The 22,265-nt window shown below is 22.7% G+C and carries 19 protein-coding genes; 17 read left to right on the top strand and 2 right to left on the bottom strand.

Annotation, left to right across the window (positions count from 1 at the left end; translation table 4 throughout):
• Positions 1 to 39 precede the first annotated feature (39 nt).
• A complete protein-coding gene (locus tag JTY60_RS01965) occupies positions 40 to 975 on the top strand; it encodes a type I phosphomannose isomerase catalytic subunit (protein ID WP_434414439.1) in 936 nt (311 codons plus the stop codon).
• 24 nt (positions 976 to 999) lie between these two features.
• Complete coding sequence (locus JTY60_RS01960) at positions 1,000 to 2,178, top strand: hypothetical protein (RefSeq protein ID WP_434414438.1); 1,179 nt, start codon at positions 1,000 to 1,002, stop codon at positions 2,176 to 2,178.
• Between the two features lie 60 nt (positions 2,179 to 2,238).
• Here JTY60_RS01960 and rpsT read toward each other — a convergent pair whose 3' ends face one another.
• Entirely contained in the window at positions 2,239 to 2,523 is a 285-nt protein-coding gene (gene rpsT, locus JTY60_RS01955; RefSeq protein ID WP_434414437.1) for a 30S ribosomal protein S20, read from the bottom strand.
• A 117-nt stretch (positions 2,524 to 2,640) separates the two neighbouring features.
• On the opposite strand from rpsT, the gene JTY60_RS01950 reads away from it, so the two are divergent.
• The 3 genes from JTY60_RS01950 to JTY60_RS01940 all read left to right on the top strand — a co-directional run bounded on the left by JTY60_RS01950 (position 2,641) and on the right by JTY60_RS01940 (position 6,484).
• Positions 2,641 to 2,925, top strand: a complete 285-nt coding sequence (locus tag JTY60_RS01950) for a hypothetical protein (RefSeq protein ID WP_434414436.1) — start codon at positions 2,641 to 2,643, stop codon at positions 2,923 to 2,925.
• Positions 2,926 to 3,155: 230 nt separating this feature from the next.
• Positions 3,156 to 4,931, top strand: coding sequence for a DUF2779 domain-containing protein (locus JTY60_RS01945; RefSeq protein ID WP_434414435.1), 1,776 nt, complete (start codon positions 3,156 to 3,158; stop codon positions 4,929 to 4,931).
• Positions 4,932 to 4,936: 5 nt separating this feature from the next.
• Complete coding sequence (locus JTY60_RS01940; RefSeq protein WP_434414434.1) at positions 4,937 to 6,484, top strand: hypothetical protein; 1,548 nt, start codon at positions 4,937 to 4,939, stop codon at positions 6,482 to 6,484.
• A gap of 5 nt (positions 6,485 to 6,489) precedes the next feature.
• Here JTY60_RS01940 and JTY60_RS01935 read toward each other — a convergent pair whose 3' ends face one another.
• Complete coding sequence (locus tag JTY60_RS01935; RefSeq protein WP_434414433.1) at positions 6,490 to 6,744, bottom strand: hypothetical protein; 255 nt, start codon at positions 6,742 to 6,744, stop codon at positions 6,490 to 6,492.
• A 422-nt stretch (positions 6,745 to 7,166) separates the two neighbouring features.
• Between JTY60_RS01935 and JTY60_RS01930 the strand changes: the two genes are divergently transcribed.
• The 12 genes from JTY60_RS01930 (at position 7,167) to JTY60_RS01875 (ending at position 22,263) form a co-directional block, all read left to right on the top strand.
• The gene (locus tag JTY60_RS01930; protein WP_434414432.1) at positions 7,167 to 8,480 is read left to right on the top strand and encodes a thymidine phosphorylase; all 1,314 of its coding nucleotides are present in this window, start codon (positions 7,167 to 7,169) and stop codon (positions 8,478 to 8,480) included.
• A gap of 6 nt (positions 8,481 to 8,486) precedes the next feature.
• The gene (locus JTY60_RS01925) at positions 8,487 to 9,269 is read left to right on the top strand and encodes a hypothetical protein (RefSeq protein WP_434414431.1); all 783 of its coding nucleotides are present in this window, start codon (positions 8,487 to 8,489) and stop codon (positions 9,267 to 9,269) included.
• A gap of 161 nt (positions 9,270 to 9,430) precedes the next feature.
• Positions 9,431 to 9,574 (top strand): hypothetical protein, encoded by a 144-nt coding sequence (locus tag JTY60_RS01920; protein ID WP_434414430.1) that lies wholly within the window; start codon positions 9,431 to 9,433, stop codon positions 9,572 to 9,574.
• Positions 9,575 to 9,580: 6 nt separating this feature from the next.
• Positions 9,581 to 10,702: a bis(5'-nucleosyl)-tetraphosphatase (symmetrical) YqeK gene (gene yqeK, locus JTY60_RS01915; protein ID WP_434414429.1), complete on the top strand. Its 1,122-nt coding sequence runs from the start codon at positions 9,581 to 9,583 to the stop codon at positions 10,700 to 10,702.
• A 58-nt stretch (positions 10,703 to 10,760) separates the two neighbouring features.
• The gene (gene rpsO, locus JTY60_RS01910) at positions 10,761 to 11,033 is read left to right on the top strand and encodes a 30S ribosomal protein S15 (protein ID WP_434414428.1); all 273 of its coding nucleotides are present in this window, start codon (positions 10,761 to 10,763) and stop codon (positions 11,031 to 11,033) included.
• Complete coding sequence (locus JTY60_RS01905; protein ID WP_434414427.1) at positions 11,026 to 13,170, top strand: polyribonucleotide nucleotidyltransferase; 2,145 nt, start codon at positions 11,026 to 11,028, stop codon at positions 13,168 to 13,170. Before rpsO ends, JTY60_RS01905 begins: the two co-directional genes overlap by 8 nt.
• 57 nt (positions 13,171 to 13,227) lie before the next feature.
• Positions 13,228 to 14,931 (top strand): hypothetical protein, encoded by a 1,704-nt coding sequence (locus tag JTY60_RS01900; RefSeq protein ID WP_434414426.1) that lies wholly within the window; start codon positions 13,228 to 13,230, stop codon positions 14,929 to 14,931.
• A gap of 20 nt (positions 14,932 to 14,951) precedes the next feature.
• Positions 14,952 to 17,645, top strand: coding sequence for a DNA translocase FtsK (locus JTY60_RS01895; RefSeq protein ID WP_434414425.1), 2,694 nt, complete (start codon positions 14,952 to 14,954; stop codon positions 17,643 to 17,645).
• A gap of 12 nt (positions 17,646 to 17,657) precedes the next feature.
• A complete protein-coding gene (gene uvrC, locus JTY60_RS01890; protein WP_434414424.1) occupies positions 17,658 to 19,277 on the top strand; it encodes an excinuclease ABC subunit UvrC in 1,620 nt (539 codons plus the stop codon).
• A 1-nt stretch (position 19,278) separates the two neighbouring features.
• Positions 19,279 to 20,568, top strand: a complete 1,290-nt coding sequence (purB, locus tag JTY60_RS01885) for an adenylosuccinate lyase (RefSeq protein ID WP_434414423.1) — start codon at positions 19,279 to 19,281, stop codon at positions 20,566 to 20,568.
• Positions 20,569 to 20,576: 8 nt separating this feature from the next.
• On the top strand, positions 20,577 to 21,395 hold the full coding sequence (locus JTY60_RS01880) for an ABC transporter ATP-binding protein (RefSeq protein WP_434414422.1): 819 nt from the start codon (positions 20,577 to 20,579) through the stop codon (positions 21,393 to 21,395).
• Positions 21,388 to 22,263 carry an ABC transporter permease gene (locus JTY60_RS01875; protein WP_434414421.1) on the top strand — a complete coding sequence of 292 codons (876 nt, stop codon included), beginning with the start codon at positions 21,388 to 21,390 and terminating at the stop codon, positions 22,261 to 22,263. The genes JTY60_RS01880 and JTY60_RS01875 overlap by 8 nt, the downstream gene beginning before the upstream one ends.
• Positions 22,264 to 22,265 lie beyond the last annotated feature (2 nt).

The raw sequence follows: 22,265 nt of genomic DNA, 5'->3' as shown, positions 1-22,265 counted from the left end.
GAAAATATCTAAAAACATAAAAATAAATTAAAATAACATATGTTATTTTTTTACCCAATATTTGTTAAAAAAATTTGAGGTGGCAATAGGCTATCTCAATTTTTTTCAAAAAATGATTTAGCTAATCAAAAAATAGGTGAAGCATATATTGCATCAGATAGTAAAAATTTTGATTCTTTAATTAAAAAAGGTAAGTTTAAAGGTAAAACTTTAAGTTGAATTTGAAATTACCATAAAGAATTTTTTAATAACTATCCTTCAGCAAATTTTCCTCTTTTAATCAAATTAATTGATGCAAACGACGACCTAAGTGTTCAAGTTCACCCTTCAAATTTATCAAATGACTGTCAATGTATTAAAAATGAGTGTTGATATTTTCTAGATTGTCCAAAGGATCATTCACTGGTTTTAGGTCACTATGCCCGCAATAAAGATGATTTTTTATCATTATTTGAAAACAAGAAATATTATCAATTATTTAGAAAAATTATTATTAACAAAGATGATTTTGTTTTTATTCCTGCAGGAACAGTTCACGCTATTTTAAAAGATTCATTTGTCTTTGAAATTCAAAATAATTGTGATATAACTTATCGAATCTTTGATTACAACAGAGTGGACCCTAAAAATAAAAAGCCCAGAGCATTACATACCGAAAAAGCTCTTGAAGCTATTTATTATCCTCAAAATCATCTAGAAAAAGAAAAAAATAGTTTTTTTCCTCTAACTAAAAACATTGAAATGCACACCCTTTTAAAAAATGATTTTTTTGATATTAAAAAAATTGTTTTAAAAGACAACGCCTATATTAATTTGTCATTTGAAAAAAATTTTATTTATTTTTTCTGTTCAAAAGGAAAATTAAAAATAAATGAAAATGATGTTAGTGAAACTGATTCTGGAGTTATTTGCCATGATGATCTTAATAGTTTAACAATTGAGGGCAATGGAATTTTATTTTTTGTCCTAAAATAAAATTTTATGCTAAAATAAAAGTATATGATTAATAATGAATTGTTTTTGAATAAAACAAGTTACGATAAAGTAATTGACTTGCTATCGATTTTTTTTTCTAATAGCAAAATTTTAGAAACTGGTAGAAAAGATAAAAAATTTTGCAATTATTTTTTTCAATTAGTTTCGATTTTAAAATATTTTGAAGATAATTGTAATTTTTCTGAAAAAAAATATTTTTTGCAAATTGAACCATATTTGGAAAAATTTTTTGGAACAGACATTAAATTACAAAAATATCAAATTGGTACTTTAAAAGATTATTTTGTAAATTTAACTACAAAGTCATTAATAAATTATTGCATCAATGTTTTAGAAGTTGAAAGAAAAATTTTATTGGAAAAGTCAAAAGTATCTTTAGATACTGCATTAAATTTAGTAAGTAATAAAATTTCTAATTTAAGTATCAAAGAAAATTTAGAAAATGAACAAAAATCTGAAAGATCCAATGAATTTCCACCACATAAATCAATTGTTAAAAAAGAAAGTAGTGGAAATGATCTTTCAAATCCAAAACCTACAACATCACCTTTTGGACCAATTTATAATCAAAGATCAAAAGAATTAGAAAACTTTTATCCATTTACAACAAAACCAAAAATAGTTGTTAAAATGAAACAATGAATTGGAATCCTATCAATTGCTTTAACCGTTTTAACTTTAATATTTCTAGGTATTTTAATTATTTCTGATTATGGTAAAGATTCTTATTACTTTATCAAAACTATTAAAAGTTTTGCCAATTACAATGAATTTATTCAAACAATTACGGGAAGTTTTATTTTTTTTACCGGAATAATTTTATTTCGAGGTCTTTATAACTTTTTACTTTTGCCAAATAGAGAAGTATTAAAATATCGTTTTCCAGTATGGTCCACAATCTTATTTTTTATTGTTTTATTTTTAAATTTTACCAATTTTTTTGGCTTATTTTTAAAACCATTAATAAGCAATGATCAAAATTTTTCTAATCTTTTGCCATCACTTAGATATTTAGTTATTACAATAATTACTTTAATTTCTCTTTTACACATTGCAATATTTATTCTTGCAGTAATTGGTATTTTTAACAATCCAACTGTTGATGTTCAAAAAGTTAGAGAAAAACTTGAAAATATTCAAAATAAGAACAGCGACAACCAAGAATCAAAATTTAAACTTTAATTATAAAAAAACTTACTTTTAGATTTAAAAAAAACCAAAGACTTACGCTTTGGTTTTTTTTTATTTATTATCTTTATTTTTATATTTATTAAGAGCTAAATCAATTTTTGATTTAATATTTGATCCTTTATTTTTGTGGAATAAATTTTTGCTTACAGCTTTATCAATTTTTTTAGTTAAATAATTTTTTTCTTTAATTAAATCAGTCTCAACAATATTAACATTAGAAAGATTCTTAAAAAATTTTTTTGTTAAAGTTTTTAATTCGTTTTTTAAACTTTTATTTATTATTTGTTTTTTACGACTTTTTATTAAATGTTTTTTTTTTAAATATTTTTTTTTCATCAAAACATTATAATTTTTTTTTAGTTTTTTTAATTCATTTCTTAAAAAAAAGTTTATTTAAAAATTTTATATTTTTTTTTATAATAATAATGTTTATAAAAACATAATTGGAGTAGTATGCATCTTTTTTTAAGTAATCTCTTGGCAAGTGGTGAGAAATGAGAAAACATTTTAGTTTTTGTTAACTATATGCTTGGATTTGTTATTATTATTTATGGAGTTATTAACTTGATTATTCCGTTAAGAATTAGAATCATTTCTATTCCCCTAACTTGTTTATTTGTTTTTTCAACTTTATTAAACATCATCATTCTTGGCTGACCACATTCTGGCGACGATTACAACAGAATTCAGGTTGCTTTAATTCCCGATATGTTGAATTACTTTTTTCATTTTCGATAATATTTTTCTTTATTTTTTTATTAATTTTTTTATTAAAAAAAATATTTTATAATATATAAAATAAAATTACAGGGTTAGTATTTCTATGTGTTTAAATTACCTTTTGCGTGAACAAAATGATATTTTGTGTGTAAAAATGGATTATTTTGGGGTTTTTTACTCAAAAAAGGCAAACAAATATGTTTTTATTAAAAAAAAGTCAATTAATAAATATTTTTTAACAAAAAAAAATGTCTGAAAAATTGTTAGAAAATAACTTTTTTACAAAGAGCTATTTTGCTGATTTTTTTCATTGTGAATTAAAACTTTTATTAAAATTAATCAAAAATAACCTTATAAAGCATCAAGAGCTTTTAAAAGATGATATCAATGTTGATAAGTCTAATGATAGTATTCTTGCAGATGAGGGGATTTGTTTTGATAGTTTTGTAAAAGATTTTTTATTATCAAATAAAAAAAATATTATTGATTTTCGAAAATTCAAAACAAAAAATTACCAAGAAAAAATTCTTTTAACAAATTTTTATTTTAAATCACAAAAAAACAACTTTATCAATCCGGTTTTTAAGTATAAAAACTTTATTACAGAACCAGATTATATTGAAGTATCACACCAAAACAAAACTATTAAAATTTTTGAAATAAAATCTTTTTCTTTTGATGAATATGATGGAAAAAGCAAGAAAAATAATATTTGAAAATATCAAATAGATTTATTATTTCAAAAATTTGTTTTAGAAAATGCAACTAAATACAAAGTTATTTACTTTGGTTTTTATCTTCCAAATAAAGAATATATTTTTAAAAATAAATTATCAAAAAATTTAGTTTCCTTGATAGATAAAATTCCATTAAAAGGCAAAAATAATGAATTTATTTCTTTGTTCAATGGTTATTTAAATAATGATGGAATTTTTTTGAATAAATCTTCAGAAAAAAAAATTAATGAAAAATTGTATCTTTTTGATGATTTTAAACCTCAAAATCTAGATTTAAATAAACCATATTTTTGTAATCATTGTAGCAATTGTAATTTTTTTTCTTTTTGTCAAAAAAGATATTTAAATGATGATAAAGAGAATATTTTCAAGTTATCAAAATTTAAAATTAAAGATAAATTATTATGATTTAATTCTGGTTATAGATATATAAAAGATGTACCAGAAAAAATATTTGAAAAAAATAATCAAAAAAAAACTGAAAAGACTATTAATAAAATTGACAAAAGGGTAAATATTGCTTTTCTACAATACAAACTAATTGTTGATAATATAAAAGAATATATTGACTTAAATGTTTTAGAAAACATTTTAAATCAGTATCAAAACAAAATTTTTATGATTGATTTTGAAACTATTAATTTAGTTGTTCCCCAATTTAAATCAACAAAGCCCCACGAACAAGTTCCATTTTTGTATAGTATTCATGTAATTGATAAAAATGGTAATATTATTGTTCATAAAACACACATTGAAGATCCAAAAAACTTTTCTTTAACAAATTTTATTAAAAAATTTGTTGATTCTCTTGAATTTTCAAATGACAATACTTATGTTGCCTATTGAAAAAGTTTTGAACAAGGTATTTGTAATTTTATGCTTAAATATTTAAAATCAAAATCTAAAAATAAATATGAAAAAGAAATAAATATTTTAAAAAATATTATTGATAAGTTTTTTGATTTGATTGACTTTTTTCATCCAAATATTCAAAAAAAAACCAAAATTGGCTATTTTGCTAGGGATTTTTATGGTAAAACTTCAATAAAATATGTTTTGCCTTCAGTTAATAAAAATTTTTCTTATAAAAATTTAAATATTCAAAATGGCATGGAAGCTATGAATACTTATCGAAAATTTTTACCATATTATAATGATGTTAAAAAATCACTTACAAGTGAAGATTGAGTAAAGCACAAAAATGACTTATTAAAATATTGTGAACTTGATACCTTGGCAATGGTAGAAATTTATATTTTTTTATTAAAAATAGCAAAAAAAATATAATTTAAATGGAAAAAATACACAATATTTTATGAAAAATTGAAAATATCGATGAATATTTAAAATTTACATGAAATAACCAAAATTTTTATTTTTGTAAGAAAACAAACAAACTCTTTATTGAAGCGAAATTGAGTTTTTTTTCAGATAATATTTTTAAAATTAATTTATCTAGCGATATTTTTTTTGCACCCTTTGAACTTTTTGAAAAAGAGACATTTTTTCTTAATTTATTGAAAAAAAAAAAAATTCCCCAATCAACAGATCTCTTTTGAGTTTTAAAAATTTTTTCTTCAGATTATATTTTTAGTAATAATTTAATTGATCTTCCAGAAAAAATTGAATCTAATTTAGTTTTTTGTTATGAAGCTGTAGATTTGTCATGCATAAGATTTTTAAACAAAGAAAAAAAAGAATTATTTTTTAATACTATCGAAAATTTTCAAAAAACAAAGTTTTATTTTTTTTATTATCACTTAGGTATTGATAATTTTTATTGTAGTTTTAATTCAGATTTAAATATAAAAAATTCAATATATTTTTTTAAGAATGTAAATATTTATTCATTTTTTCACAAAATTAATAAAAATACTTTATCTTTTGCTTTTTTCAATACTAATTTTAAAGAGTATTATTTTGTTCAAAGATCTTGCGATTTTTTTAATTTTTTAGAAAATATTTTTATTATTTATAACCTAATTTTTTACAATAAAATTAAATTAAAAAATTTTTTTACATCAAGCACAAAAAAAGGATATATCTATTATTTAAGTGACAAGGAAGTGGAAAATTTTTTTATTTCTCTTTGAAATTTTATTTTATTCAAAAAAAATATTGAAAATAAAAATTTTTATTTTAACCAAAAAGACTTTGAAAAAAATTTTATTAATCTATCAAATTATTTAGTAAATTTTAAATCAATGTCAACATTTTCAGAAATTGATTTGATCAATTCTTTTTTGTTAAAAAATAGCAAAAAATATTTTAGAAGAAGCACCACCTTAATTGCATTTTTTTATCTTTATTATTGAACTAAATTAAAAATAAAATACGAGTTGATTAACAATGCTAAATTTAACATTGAAAATAAGGCTTTTTTTCTTTTTAAAAGTTTTTTATCAGAAATCTCTATAACTTCAAACTTTAAAGAAAATTTAATAATTTGATATTTTTGATCAAAAAGTATTCGTAATTTAATTGTACACTTTGATGATTTTTCAAAAAATTTTAAAAGTTTTTCATTTTTCTGTAATTCCGCAATTAAAAATTTTCAATCTTATTACAAAAATTTTAATAATAAAAATATTGAACTTGTGACTGAGTTTTGAAAAAAAATTTTAAAAAGAGATAATTTTTTTATAATTTTTAAAGAAATCTCAGATATTTTTTATTTTCAGGTTTACTTATTAGTAATCTTTATTTGAATCTTAATTTGTAATGAGGCAAATATTAATTTTGATATTTTTTTATTAATTGATTTTAAAACAATTTTAAATTATATTAACAATAACAAAGAGCAAGTGTCATTTCAGTTTTTTTATGAAAGACTTTTTTAATTTTATTATCCGTTTTTTCAAATAATTTCTAAAATTTTTAGAAAATCGGTATCTTTTTTACAAAAAGAATAAACAACATAATAGGTTTTTATTTTTTTATCTTTTTGCAATGGTTCAAAAGCAAAATCACTAGTTTCTCTTTTTTCTTCAATAATCTTTGTATCAATCAGAGATTTTAAAAGCTCTTCTTTTATTTTGAAACTTTTTTCTTGATCTAAAGTTTCATAAATTTTATTTCATTGATTAACTTTTGTTTTCATTATTATATTAATTATGTAAAATTACTTTTAAAATAAGGGTGACTTTAACATTTATTAGTCATGGTTTTTTTCCCTCATTTTATCTTCAATTTTTTAAAATTTTTCTTTCAATTTATTTACTTTTTTAAAAAGTATTGTTAAAAAAATTAGAAAAGTAACCAATCCTGCAACAATAATTAATCAAAAAAGCGTTTGAAGTGTAACCATCTTTTATCCTTTTATTTTTTTGATAAATTTTTATAAAAGCTAAAAAATTTTACAATTTTAGGTAATTTATTACCTTATCAAATAAAATCTTGTCTATTAAAGTATACATCTATTATTTAAATTTATTAAACAATTTAAACGATAAGTTTTTTTTATTTATAATAAATTGAAATAAAAAAATTGACAATAATTTTTATTTTTGAAAGAAGAAAAAAATGAATATCATTGAATTAATTGAAAAGAAAAAACATTGTAAAGCTTTAAGTTATCAAGAATTAAAATATTTTGTTGATAAATCTGTTAGTAAAGAATTACCAGACTATCAAATAAGCGCTATGTTAATGGCAATCTGATTTAATAAACTTCAAGAATCAGAACTTTTAGATTACACAAAATGTTTGGTTGAAAGCGGGGATACAGTTAACTTTAAATTTCCAGGAACTTCAGTTGATAAACATTCATCTGGAGGCGTTGGTGATAAAGTTTCTTTAATAATTGGTCCTATTCTTGCAAGTTTTGGTTTTTATGTTGCTAAAATGAGTGGTAGAGGATTAGCTCAAACTGGCGGAACAATTGATAAAATGGAAAGTATTCCAAACCTAAAGACCGATTTATCACTAGAAAAACTTAAAGAAATTGTTGAAGTTGATAAATTTGCCATATCTAGTGCAACCTTAAATTTAGTTCCTGGGGATAAAGTCATTTATGCTTTAAGAGATGTAACAGCTACCGTTGATTCAATTGATTTGATTGCAGCTTCAATTATGAGCAAAAAATTAGCTTTTAATAACGATATTATTGTTTTGGATGTAAAATGTGGATCTGGAAGTTTTTGCAAAGAACTAGAAACAGCCAAAGATCTTGCCAAAAAAATGTTAAAAATTGCTAATCACTTTAACAGAAAAGTAATTATTGAGGTCACTGATATGAATCAACCTCTTGGCAATTACATTGGTAATGCTTTAGAAATTAAAGAAGTCTTGAATTGCTTAAATGGGAACTGATCAACCGATTTATATCAATTAATTCTTTCAACAATTTCAGAGCTTTTAATTACTTTAAAATTAGCTTCAAATAAAAATGAAGTTGAAAAAATGCTTCAAAAAAAAATTTCTAATAAAGAATGTTTAAATAATTTTTATTTATTTGTGAAAAATCAAGAGGGTGATGTTGATTATTGCAAAAAATTATTAAGTAATCAAAAAAATTGAGACACAAAATATCATTTTACCATCAAGGCTCCAAAAAAAGGTTATTTTAGGGTTGTAAATTGTGAAAATATTGGCTGAGCCTCATGCTACCTTGGTGCTGGAAGAATTAAAAAAAACGATGTTATTGATATGAATGCTGGAATTATTATTTTAAAAAAAAACGGTAATTTTGTTAATTTTGAAGAACCAATTTTTGAACTTTATTCAAATAAAGAAATTTCTCAAAATATTTTGAATATTTTGTATAATTCTTTTATTATTGAAGAAAAATCTCAAGAAAGACCAGTCTTAATTAAAAAAATTTATAAAAATTTTTAATAAAAAATGACGCAAAAAAAATCAAACGCCCTTAAAGGGTATTCGTGTTCTTTAATTGGTGCTGTTGCAAATTCTCAATATTTTTTTGTTTTAAAAGTATTGGTTCTCTCTGCAGCAATTGTTTCAAATAATGGAGATTCAAAGTTTATTTTTCCCTTTTGTCTTTTTATCGTGATTGAATTTTTTAATTTGGTTTTCAATATTTTTGCTTTTGGTGGTACCAAATTTTTAGATTCAATTAAAACTATGTTCACATACGATGGCTTTTTTCTTTTTTGTTGTGGCATAATTGGAGGTCCACTTGGTGCTGCTTGCAACCTTCTTTGTGTATTTTATGCAGGTCCAATCATAGGAATTCTTTTTTCTTTATTGCCAGCTCTAGCAACAACAATTTTTAATCGAATTTTTTTAAAAGATCGTATTACTACAATGGCATGATTTTCAATTTTTTTGACTTTAGCAGGAGTTGTTGGGTATAGTTGTTTTGATCTTTTTGATGCAAATTCTTTAAATATAAATACTGACAAAATTCTTATTGGAGTAATTTTTGGATTTTTAAACTGTTTTTTTTGAGGTTTAGAGGTAACTATTTTAGATTTTGTTTACAGAAAAGGAGCAGGTAAAATTAAACCTGTTTCACAACCAGTAGCATTAAATATTAAATTTACTACTTCGGTTCTAACAGCACTATTAGTTATTCCATTATTAGATGTTTCTTCAAGTACAAACTATGATTTAGGATATTATTACTTAAAATCAATGTTTTTAGAAAAAAATTATTTATTATAAATGTAGCAATTGCTTCTCTTGTTCTTTATTTAGTTCGTTTTGGACTTTATTTTGGAACTTTTTTTATCAAAGGTATTTACACCCAATTTTTAATTTTAGCAGGTGTTATCTTAAACCCATTATTTTTATATATTTATTCAAATTGAAATCATGATCTTGTTATGCAATGAAATGATTTTAAAGTTCACTGATATAAATTCTTCTTTATTTTAATGGCAGTTTCTGGAATTACAAGTTTTATTCTTTTAAAAGATAAAAACATTAAATTTGCTCATAATTTAAAATTTTTCTTTAATAAAAAGTAAAAATTAATGAATACTAAAAAATCAATTTTGATTTTTTCTGGTACCTTTAATCCTTGTCATTTAGGACACCTTCTTTTAGCAAAATACTTAAAAGAATGTGTCTTTTTTGACGAAATGTGGATTATTTGTCAAAAAAACAATCCATTAAAACCAATTTCCATCGTAAGCATTAAAAAAAGAATTCAAATGCTAAAGTTACTTTTTTTAAATTTTAAAAAAGTTAAAATAATCGAGAATTTAAATTATTGTGAATATGATTTTTTTTCTGATTTAATTGATAAATTGACTGAAAATTTTCCTCTACATGAGTTTGATTTAGCAATCGGATATGATAATTATTTAAATTTTTTTCAATGAAAAAATTACCAAAACATTCAAAATAAAATTAAAAATTTTTATGTTCTTTTAAGAAATATTAATCATAAATCTCTAAGAAATGAAGAAAAAAACGGTTTATTAAAAAATTTTATTTTTTTAAATAATTATCAATTTAATATTAGCTCTTCACAAATTAGAATTGGTAAAAAAATTAACTGATTAAGCAATGAAGTTTTAAATTATATTAATAAAAATAATTTATACATTGAAGATAAAATTAATTTTTTATTATCAGAATATAAAATTACTCATACTAAAAATGTTACTAAATACGGATTAAAGCTGGCAAAAATACATCAAGTATCTGAAAGCGACACTTATGCTGCTTGTATGTTGCATGATATTTGTAAGTCTTTTAAAGTTTCACTAATGGATGATTATTTAAGAAAGTACGGAAAACATTTGTTAAAAGAACCATTTTCTGTAAAACATTCAAGAGTTGCCTGTTTTTACTTATATTATCAACTAAAATATAACAATCTAAATGTTTTAAACGCCATTTGAAAACACACAACAGCATCAGTTAAAATGTCAAAACTAGATATGATTTTATATTGTGCTGACAAATTATCAGATGACAGACAATTTTTTGAAAAAAAAATTTTTAGAAAAATTGTTGAAAAAGATTTAACATTGGGTTTTAGATGTGTTTTAAAATATAATCTTCAAGAAATTTTAAAAAAAAACAGTATAATAAAAAACTTTAATTTATTAGAAAAAAAATGAAATTTAAGTAAAATAGATATGTAAACTTAAATGTTTTTATTTTATTAAAAAATATAAATTTTTATAAAAAAAAGAGGTAGTTTTGGAAAATATTATTAACCAAAAAAAACAAGATTTAATTAAAACTTTTGGAATTTCTGCAAAAGATTGTGGTAGTAGTGCCATACAAGTTGCTTTATTTACCCAAAGAATTATGAATTTAACTTTACATTTGAAAGACAATAAAAAAGACTTTCAATGTAAAAGAGGATTATTAAAACTTATTTCAAAAAGAAATCACCATTTAGCTTATTTAAAAAGAACCAATCAGGAATTGTTTTTAAAAGTTAAAAAAGAGCTAAAAATTCGTGGTTAGTGAAGCTGTTAAAAATAAAATTTTAATTAAAGACAATTTATTTAATAAACCAATTACAATAAAGATTAACTCTTTAGCCTTCTTAACTGACGCTTCTTTATTTGTAGAATATGAAAAAAATGCTTTTCTTATTACGGTAACAATCAACAAAGAACCCTCTAAAGTTGATTTTTTACCACTTCAAGTTAATGTAATTGAAAGAATGTATTCTTCAGATCGGATCCCTGGAAATTTTTCTAGAAGAGAATTAAAACCTTCAGATAATGCAGTTTTGTTTGCAAGACTTATTGATAGAACGATTCGACCTTTATTTAAAGATAATTTCAATCATGAAATTCAAATCAATATTATTGTTTTTGCAATTGGAGAAAAAAGTTATTTAAAATGACTTTTAATTTTTTTTTCTTCAATTGTTTTGAAATTATCAGTCTCAAAGGATTTTCCTTTAATTTTTGCTTTTGAACTGTTTTTTAATCATTTTTCAGGTAATTTACTAATTGAAGCAAAAAATGATCAAAAAGACATTAATTTTACCTTTGATAATACTTCGTCAATTTTATTTTCAGGTCCCGAAAATAAAATAAATATGATTGAATTTGATGGACCAAAAATTTCTATAAAAGAAATTGAAAAAAGCCTTGATATTTTTTATCAAAAATCTCATGAATTAAATGCTTTTTTTTATAAAAATTTTGATTTTATTAAAAAACTTTCATTTTTTGAATGAAATTATCGAGAAATCGATCCAGAAACTAAAAAGTTTTATCAAAAATTTCCTTTAAACGTCAAAGATTTTTTTGTTTTAACTACAAAAGAAGAAAAAAAAAATTGAACAAACAACACAATTAAACATTTGTCAAATTTATATCAAAATCATTTTAACAAAGAACCAGAAGAGCATCATTTAACTCATTTACATGAACTAATTGCCTTAGATATTAAACATTACGCAAGAAAATATATTATTGAAAAAAAAATCAGGTTTAGTAACAGAAATGTTTATGAAACTCGTAATATAAACATTGAAATTCTTCCATATTTTAATTCTTATGGTAGTTGTGTTTTTGAAAGAGGTGAGACACAAGTTATTTCTGTTGTAACCTTAAATGATATGGAAAATTTTAAAATTGTTGATGATTTTTTTGCAATTGGAGAAAAATATTTTTTTCACCATTATAATTTCTTGCCATTTTCTGTAAATGAAGTTCGAAAAAGTAATTTTATTTCAAGAAGAGAAATCGGACATGGAAATTTAGCAGAAAAAGCTTTAAAATGAATTATTCCTGATGTTTTGGATTATCCATTTACAATAAGGGTGGTAACTGATGTTCTTTCAAGTAATGGAAGCACTTCACAAGCTTCAATATGTGCTAGCTGTCTTGCGCTTTTATGCGCAGATGTTCCAGTTTTAGAAATAATTTCTGGAATTTCAATTGGTTTGATATCTGAAAATGATAACTATCAATTGCTAGTAGATATTGAAGGAGTGGAGGATCATTTTGGTGACATGGATTTTAAGATATCTTCATCAAAAACTGGTTTTTATGCTATTCAACTAGATACAAAGACAAACGGTCTTTCTAGAAAACAAATTATTGAATCCTTAAACCTAGGATTTAATACTAATTTAAAAATAATTAACTTAATGGAGTCAAATTTTACAAAATTTAAAGCTGATATGATTGAAAATAAAAAAGAAATGAAAAATTTAAAGTTTAAAAAAATCAATGTTGATAAATCAAAGCTGGGTCTTATTATTGGAACTAGTGGAAAAACAATTAAAGAAATTATAAGACAAAATGATGATGCAAAAATAAACATTAAAGATGATGGATCAATTTTTGTTTATCACACAAAAGAAAATGTCATTGAAGATGTGATCGAAAGAATTAAAAAAATTGCTACAGATGAAAAAAATGGTACTTTCACAGTAAAAAACTATCGCGGAAAAATTATTAAAGATATTGATAATATTATTGTTCGCCTAGAAGAAAAAAACTGAACTGGTTTATTATCTAAAGATTCATTGAATGAAGCAGATCATGAATACTTAAAACTAAATAATTTTGTAAATGTTCAAATTATTGGCAAAAACGAAAAAGGTTATGTGTTTAAATTAATAAACATTGAAAAATAATTTTTTGAAAAATTTATTTATAAATCAAAATTAATTTAATTTATCGCAAACAAAAAAATGTTAAAGTTTTGTTGCCTTTCTGGTTTAAAAGAAAACGATAAAAGAATTTTCTTTATTGAAACAACCACCGAAATTGTTATTTTTAATTGTGGAATAAAAATTCAACCAGAAAATAATATTGGTTTGAAAATTGAATCTTTTGATATTAATTATTTGGCAAATAATAGCAAAAAAGTCAAAGGTTTATTTATAAGTAACGGGGAATTTAGAAATTGTGGGGGAATAAACACTGTTGTTGAAACCCTAAAATGCCCTGTTTATTGTTCCTCGTTTACGAAAACAATTTTAGATAAATACAATTTAGTTTCTAAAAATTTTAATAATTTTATTATTTTAGAAAATCAAAAAAGTTTTAAATTTGCCACATTTAGTGTCGTTTCTTTTATTTTTTGTTCAATATTTCCTGAAAATTATCAATTTATGTTAATTTTTAACAACAATATTAACGTCTTAATATTGTGCGATATTTTTATTAATTTTTTAGAATCCAAATTTTACAACACTGATACTGTAAATACTTTGTTTTTTCTTTCAAATTTGAAAAATGAAAAGACAATTCTTTTAATTAATACTGACAATATTGATAAGAAATATTATGCAAACCAGTTAATTTCAATTAAAGGATTTGCAGAAAATATTATTAAAAATGCCAAAGGAAGAATTATCTTTTCGCTTTACAACAGTGATTTTTACCGTTTCTCAGAAATTATTGATCTTGTTTTAAAATATAAAAAAAAACTTTATATTCATGGTAAAAATTTTTTTGAAGTTTTTAAATATGCTGCAAGTTCTAATATTATTGATAGTAAAAATGTGATTTTAGGTAATTTTAAAAACTTGCAAAATGATAGCAATGCTGTTATTGTTTTAACTGATGATAATGAAGAAATATTTCTAAAAATTGAAAAAATATTGACTGAAAACGATAATTTTTTAAAATTTTTGCCATCAGATACCTTTGTTTCTTTAACAAAACCAGTTCCTGGTTTTGAAATTATGGCAACAAATGTTATCAACTGTCTTTATTCTTTAGAAATTAATTGTCAATTTATTCCTGCAGATTTAGTTTTTACTGCTCCTTTATATTACGATTTAATTAATTTATTATCAGTAATAAAACCTATTTATGTTTTATCAATTTCTGGGAATTTTCAAAATCAAAAATTTTTAGAACAAATTTTGAAAGAGCATTTTGCCAACAAGATTAAAACTTTTTTTTGAGTAAATGGTGATATTTTGCAATTTAATGCAAATAAATCTCTATTAACAAAAACATCTAGATTAAATATTTCTCTATCATACTTAACCCTTTCATCATCTGAAACATCAAATGTTGAAAAAATTTTAGAAATTAGGAAACAACTTTTATATGATGGTTTAATTACAGTCAATCTTTTAATTGATTCAGAAATTAATTTAAAATCAATGAATTTGATTTTGTTTGGAGTAGTATCTGAAAAAGATGAAGCAGAACAAAAAAAACAATTATTTTCAATTATTAAAAACATTTTAAATAATTGAAATGAACTCTTAAAAGAAAATAAAGTTAAAAATAATTTTAAAGATCTTTCGATTGGAATTAAAAAACAAATTTCTAATAAAATAAATAATTATTTTGTAAAAAAATTTAATAAAAGGCCATTATCTGTAATTTTTTTATATGATCACCTAAAAGTTAAGAAAGATAATATTAATAATTAAAAAAAACAAGGAAAATTGTTATGCAAAATAATCTTGGTAAAATTTCTACGAAAAATAAACACTATCTTTTTTTAATTTTTTGCGGCGTTTCTTTAGTTATTTTATTTTTTTCATTGATTCAACTAAGTTTTTTTAAATATATTGATAAATGAACTTTTGGTTATTTTTTTGGAGAACTTAAATACTTTTTTTATTTAATTGTTTTTGGTTTTTTATTAGTTATTATGTTTAATTTAAGACCTCATCCATTTATAACAAGAAAATTTTTTGGATCAATTTTTTTTATTTTTTCACTTTCTTTTTTAATTTGTCTTGCTTCATTTAAAGATTCACAGCTACCAAGTTTTTCAAAAATTTTAAGTGATTTTACCAATAGTTATAAAAACAATGGTTCCTCTCAATTTTTTAACAATATTAATATTGGTTTTATCGGAGCTTTTTATTTTGCTATTTTTTCTTTACTTTCAAATTTAATTGTGACGTTATTTTTTGGTTATATTGTGGCATTATTTATATTTTTTGTTTCTCTTTCAATTGTTGTTACTAATCATAGTTGATACTTATATTATTGACTTTGAAATAAATTATTGTATTACTCAAAAAAAAATCAGTTAAAAAAAGAAGTAAAAAAGTCTATTTTGGAAGAAAATGACAATATTGATGAATTAATAACAGATGATCTAAATTATCAAAATGATTATCAAAATTTGCCAGTTCAATATAATAATAACTCAAACTTCTATGGAAAAAACAGAATTGAAAAACAAAAATTAATTTTAAAACAACTTCAAGATGATGAAGAAATTTATCGAAAAGCTTTTAAAAAAAATGCTAGTATTGCTATAGATAACAATCAAATTGACGAATTTGCAACGAAAACTGTTGAACAAAATTTAAATAAAACAAGCACTTTTTCCTACTTTCAAAATGTAAGTTCTGATCCAAACGAAAGAAAAAAACTTTTTAAAATTCCTCAAGAAATTAAAGAAAACAATCAAAAAATTAAAAAAACTGCTTTTCAAGCAGATAGGTTTGTAACTCCATTTAAAGTTCTTACAGAACAAGAAATAAAAGATTTTTCACAGAAAAATACTTCAATAGAGGATAATACGATTGAAGTAAAAGCATTATCTTCAATAAAATATGAAAATGCCGAACTATTAGATCCAAGAACTGAAGATTTTGATCTTAAAAGCAACTTTAATGATAAAGATTTAGAAAGCAACAACTTACCAGAGAATTTTTTTGAAGAAAAAATTGAATCTTTTGATGAAGTTGATGAACCTGTTCAAAATATTAGCAAAAATTTAGTTTTTTATCGTTTTGATGATGATAACTATCATGAAAACATGAAAAATATTAAACTAAAGTGGTTTGAAAAACCAAATCCAACCGAATCTTCTTACACAAACATTCAGAAAGAAACAATTATTAGCACTTTTGCAGATTTTAACATTGAAGCGTTTTGCGATACAATAGTTACTGGACCATCAACTCTATTATTTGAAATTCAGACTCCTTCAACAGTAAAAATTAACAGAATATTATCTTTAAAAGATAACTTAAAATTGAACTTAGCTTCAAGAACTTTAAGAATTTTAGCCCCAATTCCAGGCAAAAATTTGATTGGAATTGAAATTGAAAGAAAAACTAAAGATGTTGTTCATTTAGAAAATTGTTTAAATCAAGTAACAGATTACCATCCATTAGTATTAATTTATGGTAAAAAAACTGATGGAAGTATTGCTCTTTACAATTTAAAAGAACTACCTCATCTTTTAGTTGCTGGGGCGACTGGTGCTGGAAAATCAGTTTTTTTAAATTCTTTAATTACCAATATTATTTATTGATATAGTCCTAATGAAGTTCAATTAATTTTGGTAGATCCAAAAAAAGTTGAACTTACTTTCTTTCAACATGTACCTCATCTTTTATTTCCAATTATTAAAGAATCTGAATTAGTAGTTACAGTCTTGGATGATCTTATTGAAATTATGAATGAAAGATATCATTTTCTTTCAGAAAAAGGTTTTAAAAATGTTTCTCAATACAACAAAAAAACCCTAGAAAAAAGCAAAAAATTATCAGCCATTGTTTTAATTATTGATGAATTAGCAGATATTATGTTAGATGTTTCCAAAAAAGTTGAAGAAAAAATTCAAAAATTAGCACAACTTGGAAGAGCTGCAGCAATTCATTTAATTCTTGCAACTCAAAGACCTTCAGTTAATGTTATTACTGGCACAATAAAAGCAAATATTGTTTCTAGAATTTCTTTCAAAGTTGGTTCCCAAATTGATTCTAGAATTATTTTAGATCAAGGTGGGGCTGAGGAATTATTAGGTCATGGCGACATGTTATTTTTAATAAACTCAGAAATTCATAGAATTCAAGGACCACTTGTAAACGATGTTAATTTAGAGTTAATTTTGAATAAAGCAAAAAAAATTAAACAAAAAATTTTTACTTTAGAACTTAAAGAAACAAAATCAATTAATGATTTTTCATCAAATAATAGTTTTGATGGAAAATTAGATTCTTTATACGAAGAAATTAAAGAATTTGTGCTCACAAAAGACTTTATCTCTGCTTCATATCTTCAAAGAAAATATCGAATTGGCTTTAATAGAGCGGCAAGTATCCTAGATCAACTAGCAAAAGATAATATTGTTGAAGAATCTACAGGATCAAGACCCAGAAAAGTAATTAAATAAACAAAAATATTAGTGTTAAAAGAAAAAATAATTTTTAAAAAATTATCAGAACTTCCAAAAAAACCTGGTTGCTATCTTTTTAAGAATAATGAAAATAAAATTATTTATATTGGAAAAGCAAAAAATATTTATAAAAGAGTAAATCAATATTTTCAAAATAAAAAAAGAGCTTACAAAACAATTTTATTTATTGATAAAATTTTTGATGTTGATTTTCTTTTAGTTTCTACAGAAAAAGATGCCTTTCTTTTAGAACAATCACTAATCAAAAAATATTTACCAAAATACAATATTTTATTAGCAGATGATAAAAAATATCCATATATTTTGCTAACAAATGAAAAGTTTCCAAGACTTTTATATGTTAGGAATATTAAAAAAGATCAAGGTATTTACTTTGGTCCCTTCCCTGATGCATATTCACCAAGAAAAATATATGATTTTTTAAATTATTTATTTCCTTTAAGAAAATGCAATAAACTTCCCAATAAACCTTGCCTTTATTATTCTTTAGGACAATGTTTAGCACCATGTATCAATAAAGTAAATTTAGAAGAATATGAAAAAATAAAAGAAAAAATTATTTCTTTTTTTAAAGGTAAAACTTTTTTGGTAGAAAAGTTTATTAAAGATAAAATTAAACAATTTATTAAAGAAGAAAATTATGAATTATGTAAAAAATATCAAGAAATTTTGGATGATATTAACAACAACATTAAAACAACCCAAATTATTGAATTTAAAAATAATTTAAATTTTGATTTTATTAATTACTTTATTTTTGAAAATTATATTTCTTTAACAATCTTTTTTTATCGAAATGGTATTTTAATGCGAAAAGATAATCACATATTTCAATTTTTTACGAACTATTTGCAAGAATTATCTAATTATTTAGAAAAAATTTATCAAAAAAATCTTTTTCCAGAAATTATTTATTGTCCTCAAGAGTTAATTGACTTTGATGAATGATTTCTTATTAATAAATCAACTTTAAAATTTCCCAAAATTGGTAAAAAAAAGGAAATTTTTCAATTAGTTTACCAAAATGCCAAAGAATCTTTTGAAATAAATTATTCAAAAAAACTTTTTTTTAAAAGAGTTGAAGAAAAAGGATATGATCTTTTAAAAAAATATTTGTCAATAAAAAATAATCTAGACATTTATTTTTTAGATGCCTCACATCATCACACTGATAGTTATTGTGCTGCTTTTATTTATTATGCTTATCAAAAAGGATTTATTAAAAATAATTACCGAAAAATAAATTTAACCAAAACTACTGTCAATAATGACTTGGATGCCTTATCAATGGCAATCCATAAGTATTTTTTTGAAAAAAAAATTCAAGATCCTTTTATTTTAATTGTTGATGGAGCAATTGCTCAATTAAACGCAATTAAAAGTGCCTTTAAAAGTTTCAACCATTTTATACCAGTCTTACCCATTGCTTTAAAAAAAAACTTTTTTCACAAAACAAGTTCTTTAATAATTGATGAAAATACTGAATATCTTTTTGATCCTAAAAAAAGTGAATTTTACTTTTTTCAAAACATTCAAGAAGAAGGGCACAGATTTGCAATAAAATATCATAATTACTTAAAAACAAAAGAATTATTTAAAGGAAAATAACATGATTGAACGTTACAGAACAAAAAAAATGGAAAAAGTTTGATCTGAAGAGTTTAAATATAAAACTTGATTAAAAATTGAACTTTTAACTTACGAGGCATTTACAAAAATTGGAACTATTAAAGAAAAAGATTTTATTTTGGCAAAAAAAACTGCAAAATACAACCTTAAAGATATTAAAAATTTAGAAAAAATTTATAAACATGATGTGGTTGCCTTTATTAGAGCAGTTTCTAAAAATATGGGCAGTGAAGGGCGCTGATTTCATTATGGACTAACTTCATCTGATTTGGTAGACACTGGGTGAAGTTATATGATTATGCAAGCAAACAATATTTTGCAAGAAGAATTTTTAGTTATTTTAGATAACTTAAAAAAATTAGCTCTGGAACATAAAATGACTTATACTGTGGGAAGAACTCACGGAATTCATGCAGAAGTTACCACATTCGGCTATAAGGTGGCGGTTTGATATAATGTCATGCAAAGAAATTTTATTCGTTTTTTGTCATCTAGATCGAGGATTGAAATTGGAATAATTTCTGGATCAGTTGGAAATTATTGTAATGTAGATCCTTTCATTCAAGATTTTGTTTGTGATAATTTACTTTTATCTTCCTCACAAATTTCAACCCAAATTTTAGAACGAGATAGACACTCAGAATACATCGCAACCCTTGCCCTAATTGCCTCAGGAATTGAGCAAATTGCTCTTGAAATTCGTCTTTTGCAACAAACAGAAATTGGAGAAGTTCAAGAACCATTTGACAAAGATCAAATTGGTTCAAGTTCGATGCCTCATAAAAAAAATCCAATTCTTTCCGAAAATATTTGTGGACTTTCAAGAGCAATTCGGGGCTATATTAATCCTGCATTTGAAAATAATTGTCTTTGACATGAAAGAGATATTTCTCATTCATCAGTTGAAAGAGTAATTATTCCTGATTGTTGTACTTTATTGCATTTTATGATGTTAAGAATTAACTATATTTTAGAAAACTTTACGGTAAATAAAGAAAGAATGTTAAGTAACATTTATTTGACTAACAAAACAATATTTTCTCAAAGAGTACTGTTATTATTAATTGAAAAACTAAATTGATCTCGAGAAAAAGCTCATAAAGTTTGTGAAGAATTAAGCATAAAAGCAATTAAAGAAAACATTGATTTTGAAAAACTTTTAGAAAAAGAATTGAAATTAAATAAAAATTTGTTAAAAGAAGCATTTAGTTTACAATATTATACAAAAAATATTGACCTAATTTTTAAAAGATTAAATCTTATTAGTTAAGATAAAAGATGGAAGATAACAAAGAAAAAAAAATTGTTCTTGAAGTTAATAATTTATCAAAAAGTTTTAAAACTTTTGTTTTAAACGATATTTCCTTCAAACTTTATGAAAATGATTGTTTGGGGCTTATTGGTCCCAATGGAAGTGGAAAAACAACTTTAATTTATTCAATTTTAAATATTTATAAACAATCAAAAAAATCTGTTATTTTTCATTCAATCGACAAAAAAAACATCTTCAAAGATGTTGGGGTGCAATTTCAAGAAAATTTTTTTAATCCAAACATGAAAGTAATTGATGTTTTAAAAATTTTTTCTTATCGGTTTGATGTTGATTTTAATTTTGTTTTAAAACTTGTAAGATTTATGAAATTAACTTCGAGACTTAGGTTTATTGCTGGTAAATTGAGTGGTGGTGAAAGACAAAAATTAGGTTTAATTTTAGCTCTTATTAACAAACCAAAACTTTTAGTTTTAGATGAAATTACTTCAAATGTCGATCCATTATCTAGACAGGATATTTTAGAGTTTTTATCTTTTTATCGAAAAATTCAAAAAAATTCAATGATTGTTGTGTCTCATTACTTAGAAGAACTCCAAAAAATTTGTAATCGATACATTTTTTTAAAAAAAGGTAAAATAATTTTTGACGGAACATTAGATAAATTGCGCAACTTAATTATTCCAAAAGAACATCAAAACAAAAATATTTCTTTAGAAACTTTATATGAAATAATTTATCGAGATGAAATTGAAATAAGAACTAATTTTTTTGCCAATAAGCAACTTTTTAATGAAATTGAAAAAAGTTTTTTAGAAAATGAATAAAAAAATAAAGTTAGTTAAAAATCTTTTGTTTTCAAATAAAAAATTAACTGAAAAAAAGAAAAAAAACCTTCCGTTTTTCTTGGTTTCAATTAGTCGTTTTTTTAAAATATTGAAAATTGAAATAAAAACTTTTTATCGCCAGCCGTTGGCATTTTTATTTCCTTTATTCATGCCGTTGATGATGTTTTTAGTATATTCATCAATGGCTGCCATGATTAAACCCGGAATTGATAAAATTCATTATTGGCAATCAATTCTTTCAAGAATTATGTTGTTGCCTGTTTTAAGTGCTTCTTTTGTTGGGCTTCCAATTGCAATTGCTACAAATAGAGTTCGAAAAATATATTTAAGATATTATATTAATGGTTATAGTCCTTTTACAATTATATATATTCAATCACTTTTATATCTTTTTATAAATATTATTACTTGAACAATTATCTGTATTATTTTTCCATTAGCCACAGGATTATATGTTAATGGAACAAATATTGTTATGGGAATTTTGTTTATTCTCGTAACTTCTCCAGCAGTTTTTGCGATTGGAGGATTTATTGGTGGTTTTTTTCGTGAAATTAGATCAGTTCAAGGAATTGGTACATCTTGTTATTTTTCAATGTTGTATTTAAGTGGAATTTTTTATTCATCGCCAGGGCATTCTACAGTTCCTTTTGGGCTTTATTATTTATCACCAGCCTTTTATATTGGAGAAATTTTAATTTTAATTTTATTTCATAATCCTGCACTTTTAATAAATTACACAGCAAATTTCAATCTTTCAATTACTTTAATTTTTTACCTTATAATGCTAATAGGGTTTTTTTCAGTTTTTTTTATCGGTTTTTCTTACACCTTTAAGTGGATATAGTA

This window comes from symbiont of Argiope bruennichi (genome assembly GCF_051094275.1).
Taxonomy (GTDB): Bacteria; Bacillota_I; Bacilli_A; order Mycoplasmatales; family SG1.
The sequence above is the reverse complement of the archived record's forward strand: the minus strand, read 5'-3'. Positions and strand labels throughout refer to the sequence as shown.